6 protein-coding genes and 1 tRNA gene are annotated in these 6,000 nt (G+C 67.2%); 2 read left to right on the top strand and 5 right to left on the bottom strand.

Features of this window, described 5'->3' with window-relative positions:
* Positions 1 to 129 precede the first annotated feature (129 nt).
* Positions 130 to 206, top strand: a tRNA-Met gene (locus FGX59_RS23875).
* Positions 207 to 476: 270 nt separating this feature from the next.
* Here the strand turns inward: FGX59_RS23875 and FGX59_RS23870 are convergent.
* Genes FGX59_RS23870 through FGX59_RS23850 form a run of 5 tightly spaced genes read right to left on the bottom strand, consistent with a single transcriptional unit; the run spans position 477 to position 4,684 of the window.
* Entirely contained in the window at positions 477 to 1,208 is a 732-nt protein-coding gene (locus FGX59_RS23870; RefSeq protein ID WP_138469641.1) for a gamma-glutamyl-gamma-aminobutyrate hydrolase family protein, read from the bottom strand.
* 13 nt (positions 1,209 to 1,221) lie between these two features.
* Positions 1,222 to 2,163, bottom strand: a complete 942-nt coding sequence (locus FGX59_RS23865; RefSeq protein ID WP_138469640.1) for an amidoligase family protein — start codon at positions 2,161 to 2,163, stop codon at positions 1,222 to 1,224.
* 46 nt (positions 2,164 to 2,209) lie between these two features.
* The gene (locus FGX59_RS23860) at positions 2,210 to 3,967 is read right to left on the bottom strand and encodes a sensor histidine kinase (RefSeq protein ID WP_138469639.1); all 1,758 of its coding nucleotides are present in this window, start codon (positions 3,965 to 3,967) and stop codon (positions 2,210 to 2,212) included.
* A 13-nt stretch (positions 3,968 to 3,980) separates the two neighbouring features.
* Positions 3,981 to 4,538 carry an RNA polymerase sigma factor gene (locus tag FGX59_RS23855; protein ID WP_138469638.1) on the bottom strand — a complete coding sequence of 186 codons (558 nt, stop codon included), beginning with the start codon at positions 4,536 to 4,538 and terminating at the stop codon, positions 3,981 to 3,983.
* Complete coding sequence (locus FGX59_RS23850) at positions 4,535 to 4,684, bottom strand: NepR family anti-sigma factor (protein ID WP_138469637.1); 150 nt, start codon at positions 4,682 to 4,684, stop codon at positions 4,535 to 4,537. Before FGX59_RS23850 ends, FGX59_RS23855 begins: the two co-directional genes overlap by 4 nt.
* 91 nt (positions 4,685 to 4,775) lie before the next feature.
* On the opposite strand from FGX59_RS23850, the gene FGX59_RS23845 reads away from it, so the two are divergent.
* Positions 4,776 to 5,579 (top strand): response regulator, encoded by an 804-nt coding sequence (locus FGX59_RS23845; RefSeq protein ID WP_138469636.1) that lies wholly within the window; start codon positions 4,776 to 4,778, stop codon positions 5,577 to 5,579.
* The last annotated feature ends 421 nt before the right edge of the window (positions 5,580 to 6,000 follow it).

The raw sequence follows: 6,000 nt of genomic DNA, 5'->3' as shown, positions 1-6,000 counted from the left end.
CCGGAAGTTAAGCACTGTCGCGCCGATGGTACTGCGTCTCAAGACGTGGGAGAGTAGGTCATCGCCAGACCTGACAAGCATCCCCTTCTCTCTGTGAAACGATGAAAATAGCCGACCGGACAGATTTGGCGCGGGGTGGAGCAGCCCGGTAGCTCGTCAGGCTCATAACCTGAAGGTCAGAGGTTCAAATCCTCTCCCCGCAACCAGAAATCAAAAGGGATTGGTGCTGTAGTGGCGCCGAGCCCTTTTGTCGTTCCAAGCATAGCCAAACGAAAAAGCCAGCGCCCGAAAGCCCGCAGCGCGCGCTCCACGGCTCGAGCCCTGGCACCAACCGCGCCCCCGAGGCGACCCCGGCCCGATCCAGCCCCCGGCCGTCTGTCCAGCGAGCCCGCAATCCGTGCCGCGCCCGATGGCCCGCAGCCACCAGGCCGTCACAGCTCATCCCGCCGTTCCAGGCCCAGGCCAGCCATCCGCCCTCACTCCCGGAGTGGATCAAGACGCGTCTCCGCAGAAACAGCGCCCAGCTGGCCGCAGCGCGCCCGGTAGGCCCGGCTCGCCGTCACCAGAGCCCGGAACAGACGCCGCTGACGCCGGAGGTAGAACAGATGCTCCGGATGCCACTGCACCCCCAGCGCGAACGGATCCCGCACCCGCTCGATTGCCTGGATCATCCCTCCTTCGTCCCGTGCCGCAATCACCAGGCCGTCCCCGAGATCCCGAACCGACTGGGAATGAAGCGCATTCACCCGGATCCCGGCGCGCCCCATCAGACCGGCCAGCCGGGACCCCTCCGCCGTGCAGACCGTCTTGCGCGGCAGCACCGTCCAGACATGACGGCTTGTCGAATAGACCTTGTACGCGTCCTGGTGGAGCGTTCCGCCAAGCGCGACGTTCATCATCTGCGCTCCGCGGCAGATCCCGAGGATCGGCGTGTTCTGAGCCCAGGCCTCGCCGACAAGACGGCGCTCCAAGGCATCGCGGGCAGGGTCGAGACGGGCCGCTGTCACGAACTCGCCGCCGTAGAAATCCGGCGAAATGTCGTCGCCGCCGCCGATCACCAGACCGTCCACGGCCGAGACATCGGCGTCGCGGCCGGCCTGCCAGCGGACCGCGCGCCCGCCGGCCAGCCAGATGTTGAAGGCGATCAGAGGGAAGATCCGCCAGCCCGAGCGCCGCGAGACCGTTACCCCGATCAATGGCCTGCGCATTCCGTCCTCCGGCTCAATGATCGGCCAGGACGCGGTCGAGCCGTGCCGACCAGGCGCTGTCCCCGAAGGCGCGGCCGCGGAAATTGATCAGCCAGTCCCGCGCGGTGCGCTCAAGCAGGCGCGGCATCGCGGCCAGTGCCTCGACCATCAGCCATTTCTGCCATTCGCCGGTCACCGTCCAGCCGGGTTCGTCGACGCGGCTCGAGGGCAGGCGGAAATGCCAGGTGGGACGGGCGGAGGGCGCGTCCGCGCCGAGCCGGGAGAGAATGCGCGTCTCGTCGATCGAGCGGAAGAGCGGCAGCATGTCGAGGCCGAAATTCCGCGAGGGCGCGTGGTCGAGATAGAGGTCGATCAGCGCCTCCATCGTGACGGTGTCCGCGTCGAGCCCGAGCAGGGCGGCGCGCAGCGCTTCGGGCCAGGGGCTGGTGAAGGGCAGGGCGCGGCGGGCGATGCTCATCGGTTCGTGCTGGCGGAACCAGGGTTCGAGCACCGCCCAGGACTGCATCACCGGCAGGATCGCGGCTGCGCTCAGGTCGGTCTGCTCGGGGTTGAAATGCACGCCGAAGCCGTTGACCAGGCTCGAGCGGGTGCCCTCGGCCCCGGCGTCGCGCAGAAGCTCGGCGAGCCGGTCGAGCTCGGGCAGCTGGTCCTCGCGCAGCGCATCGGTGATGACCTCGGCGGGGATCAGCTGGTGGGCAAGATTGCCCAGCATCTCCGGGGCGCTGGCAAGTTCGGATTTGAACGAGGTGTCGAGCTCGACCCGGACTTTGCCGATCCGGGTGCCGCGGATCTCGCGCTCGAACCGGCCGGTCTCTGCGATCTCGCCGCCGAAGCCCGCCGCGACGATCTCGGCGATGCGGTCCTCGGCGAGGCCGGAGAATTCGATTTCGACGCCGACGCGGCGGTCGGGACGGGGGCTATCCGCGGGGAGGCCGAGCGTTTCGAACTGTTCCATGCAGAGCAAACGCGGCAGGTCTCCGCCGGTTCCCGCCGCCCGGGCCTCAGGCGGCGGAAAACTCCTTGTCCTCCTCCTCGCCCGGGGCGTCCTCCGCGGGGGCGTCCTGGAATCCCTGCACCACGAAGCGGCAGGTCAGCCGGTAGGAGAGCTCGTCCTCGTCGATCTGCGCGGCAGAGCCGAGCTGCGAGGCGAAGGCGCGGATCAGGTTGGTGCCAAGGCCCGTTCCCGTGAGCCCGTCGCCCTGCACGACCGGGACGGGGCCCTTGGAATTCTCCACGATCAGGCAGGCATGGCCGCCGCCCTCGTCGGTCAGCGAGACCCGTATCCAGCCAGCCTGGCCCTTCTCGTTGCCGCCGTATTTCAGCGCGTTGGTGATCGCCTCAGTGCTGAGCAGGCTGACCGGGACCGCCTGGTCGGGATAAAGCCGGATCTCGTCGAAGCGGGTGTCGATCTCGGTCCGGCGGGTGGGTCCGGCGAACTCGGCGAGCTGCTCGACCAGATCCTTCAGCAGCGGCCCGGCCTGGACGGCGCCCAGGTTCTCGGCGCGGTAGAGCGTGCGGTGGACGGTCGCCAGCGACAGCACCCGCGCCTGCAGCCGTTTCAGCGCGTGCTTGGCCTCGGGCGCCTTCAGCTTGCGCATCTGCATGTTCATGATCGAGGAGATCAGCTGAAGGTTGTTCTTCACCCGGTGGTGGACCTCCTTCAGCAGCACGTTCTTGTCGTGGATCAGCATCTCCAGATCGGCCTCGTCGCGCAGGATGGTCTCGCTGGCGGTGAGGAACGTGTCGAAGATCTCGGCGATCTCTGCGGGCATGTCGGGGGTGGAGCCCAGCGGCAGGCTGCGGTTGCGGGCGAAGCGGCGCATGTCGAAGCGCAGGCGGCGGACATGGCGCAGCGCCAGCCGGTCGACGGCGACATAGGCGACGAGCAGGCTGGCCAGCCACATCAGCAGCGGAAAGAGCGGGATCGAGACGGCCAGCCCGACCAGCCCGGGCTGCGAGACCTCGGGCGCCCAGATGCCGATGGAATAGACGGTGCCGTCGATGATCGGGCTGACCGAATAGACCTGGGACACGCCGCCGCGGCTGTCGGCGCGGAAGGTCATGCCGGTATCGGTGGCCAGCGATGCCAGCTCGCGGTCGGCGGGCAGCAGCAGGGTGCCCTCCTCGTTGCCGTCGGAGCTGGTCAGCACCGTGCCGTCGCGGTTGAAGGTCTTGAACACCGCGTCGCCGGGCACGTCATCGGCGCCGGTGCCGATCGAGCTGTGATGCAGAGAGACGAAGACGAAGGCCTTGACCCGCTCGTCCTCCATCACCGGCACGATCGAGATCAGGACGGGCCATTCGGAGACGATCGGGTTGGTCGAGTAGTTCACATAGGTGCGCGGATTGTCGAGAAGGTCCTGCAGCATCGGCCAGTCGGACACGTCGTAGCGCTTGCCGGTGGAGGCGCAGGGCACGCTCCCGTCGGGCAGGATCACCCCGGCGGAGGCGACCTGCGGGTTGTCCTCGACGAAATCGCGCATGCTCAGCACGCAATGGACGTCGTCGGCGGGATAGGCGGTCACCGCCTGGCCCAGCCCGTTGGCCGCACCGAAGGCCCAGAGGATCTTCTCGCGGCTCTGGCGGGCGGCCGAGCGGGTCTGGTCCGCGAGGCTCGCCTCTGTCTGCGCGGCGATGCGGTTCACCACCTCGCGGGTCTGCAGCACCGCGAGGAGCCCTACGGGCACCAGCGCGAGAGACAGGAACAGCATCAGCCGGACGGTGAGGCGCCGGTGGAACGTCACGGGAGTCGAGGGCACGTCCGGCGGCTCCTCACGCGGTTGCGGTCCGGCCGGAGGAAATCACCGCCATCGTCGCCGGGTCGGTCAGCTCCATCGCCTCGTTGTCGTTCAGCTGCATCAGCTCGGCCAGGCGGGCGCGCCCGCGGTTGATCCGGCTCTTGATCGTGCCGACGGCGCAGTTGCAGGTCTCGGCGGCTTCCTCGTAGGAGAAACCCGAGGCCCCGACCAGAATCAGCGCCTCGCGCTGCTCGTCGGTCAGCTGGTCGAAGGCGACGCGGAAATCCCTCATCGCCAGGCGCCCGTCATGGGCCGGCTTCTCGGAAAGCTGCGCGGTCAGGACACCGTCGCCATCCTCGACCTCGCGCACCTTCTTGCGGCGGTCGGAATAGTAGGTATTGCGCAGGATCGTGAAGAGCCAGGCGCGCAGATTGGTCCCGACCTGGAACTTGTCGAAATTGCTCCAGGCTTTCAGGACCGTGTCCTGGACGAGATCGTCAGCGGCGGCGGGCTGCCGTGTCAGGCTCATCGCGAAAGCGCGCAGCGAGGGAAGCAGCGCTATCAGCTCCTCCCGGGGATCGGGGTGGCTCATTTCCGGGTCTCCTGCTCGCGCAGCTGGTCAAGCAGCTGGGACAGCTGGTCGGGAAGCGGCTGGTTTGCGGTCTCCTCGAAGATCCGCTTGAGATTGTCGTCGATCTGTTTCTGGACAGCGTCCTTGTCCGACGTTGGAGTTGCCATCTCGATCCTCGTGCAATTTTTTTTGGCCGCGCGGAACAAAACGTCCCGGCAGGTGTTCGGTTCCCGAGTGCATCAAAAAAAGTTGGAAGCTATGAGCCAGGACATCAATATCGCGGACTCGGTTGCTGCGGAACTTCCCTATCTCCGGCGCTATGCCCGCGCCCTGACGGGCAGCCAGACCAGCGGCGACCAGTATGCGGTGGCGACGCTCGAGGCGGTTCTGCAGAATGCCTCGACAGTCACGGAAAGCTCTTCGGTGCGCGTCGGACTCTACCGCACCTTCCATGCGATCTGGGCCAGCTCCGGCCGCCAGATCGAAAGCGGCGAGACCGGCGTCATGGCGCGCGCGCAGCGGCGGCTGGACCATCTGACCGCAGGCACGCGGGAGGCGCTGCTGCTCTCGAGCATCGAGGAATTCAACGACGCCCAGGTCTCGGAGATCATGGACGAGCCGGTCGACACCGTGCATGCGCTGATCGAGACCGCCCGCGACGAGATGGCCGACCGGGCCGCCGGACGGGTGATGATCATCGAGGACGAGACCATCATCGCGATGGACCTCGAGGGCATCGTCTCTGGCATCGGCCACCAGGTCACCGGCATCGCCCGCACGGCGAAGACCGCGGTCGATCTGGGCAAGTCCGACAAGCCCGATCTGGTTCTCGCCGACATCCACCTGGCCGATGACAGCTCGGGGATCGACGCGGTGAACGAGCTCCTGGCACATTTCGGCAAGCTGCCGGTGATCTTCATCACCGCCTATCCCGAGCGGCTGCTGACCGGCGAACGCCCGGAACCGGCCTTCCTCATCGCCAAGCCCTATAACGAGGACCAGGTGCGCTCGGCCATCAGCCAGGCGCTGTTCCTGTCCTCGACCGAGGAACTCTCGGTCTGACAGACGCGGCCATCCGCGGTACAAAGGGGTCCTTCGGGGCCCCTTTTTCCGTTTCCGGACAGTCTGTTCCGCCACGAGGGCGCTTTGGAAAAGCGAGAGCCGGGCAGCTTTCTGCCCGGCTCTCCAACCCCACCTGTACCTTAGGGTCGTTCCGTGATGCGCCGCGGGTCCCGCCCGGCGGCGCGCATGCCGTCTTTCGCAAGGCCGGCTCCTGCCGCGCTTTGCAATTTTTTCCCCGCCCTTGGCAAGACCAGCGTCCATGCAGAAGCAGAATGCCGCCGTTGCGGCTGCTGCAGCGCCCGATCTTCAAAGGGTCCGGGGCAGAAACGCTGTCCGCCCCATCCGGTTCCAGCTGACGAGGATTTTTCCCGCAGCCGGAACCGGTGCGGAGGGCGCGAGTGCGGACGCCCCTCCGATGCCG

Origin of the sequence: Poseidonocella sp. HB161398, assembly GCF_005870025.1 — a bacterium.
In the GTDB taxonomy this organism is placed as follows: Bacteria; Pseudomonadota; Alphaproteobacteria; order Rhodobacterales; family Rhodobacteraceae; genus Mangrovicoccus.
This window is presented reverse-complemented; position numbering and strand designations above follow the sequence as displayed.

What these genes read in the sequence shown, in the direction of transcription:
- FGX59_RS23870 (WP_138469641.1), bottom strand. Translation starts at nt 1,208, where the DNA reads ATGCGCAGGCCATTGATCGGGGTAACGGTCTCGCGGCGCTCGGGCTGG.
- FGX59_RS23850 (WP_138469637.1), bottom strand. Translation starts at nt 4,684, where the DNA reads ATGGCAACTCCAACGTCGGACAAGGACGCTGTCCAGAAACAGATCGAC.
- FGX59_RS23855 (WP_138469638.1), bottom strand. Translation starts at nt 4,538, where the DNA reads ATGAGCCACCCCGATCCCCGGGAGGAGCTGATAGCGCTGCTTCCCTCG.
- FGX59_RS23865 (WP_138469640.1), bottom strand. Translation starts at nt 2,163, where the DNA reads ATGGAACAGTTCGAAACGCTCGGCCTCCCCGCGGATAGCCCCCGTCCC.
- FGX59_RS23845 (WP_138469636.1), top strand. Translation starts at nt 4,776, where the DNA reads ATGAGCCAGGACATCAATATCGCGGACTCGGTTGCTGCGGAACTTCCC.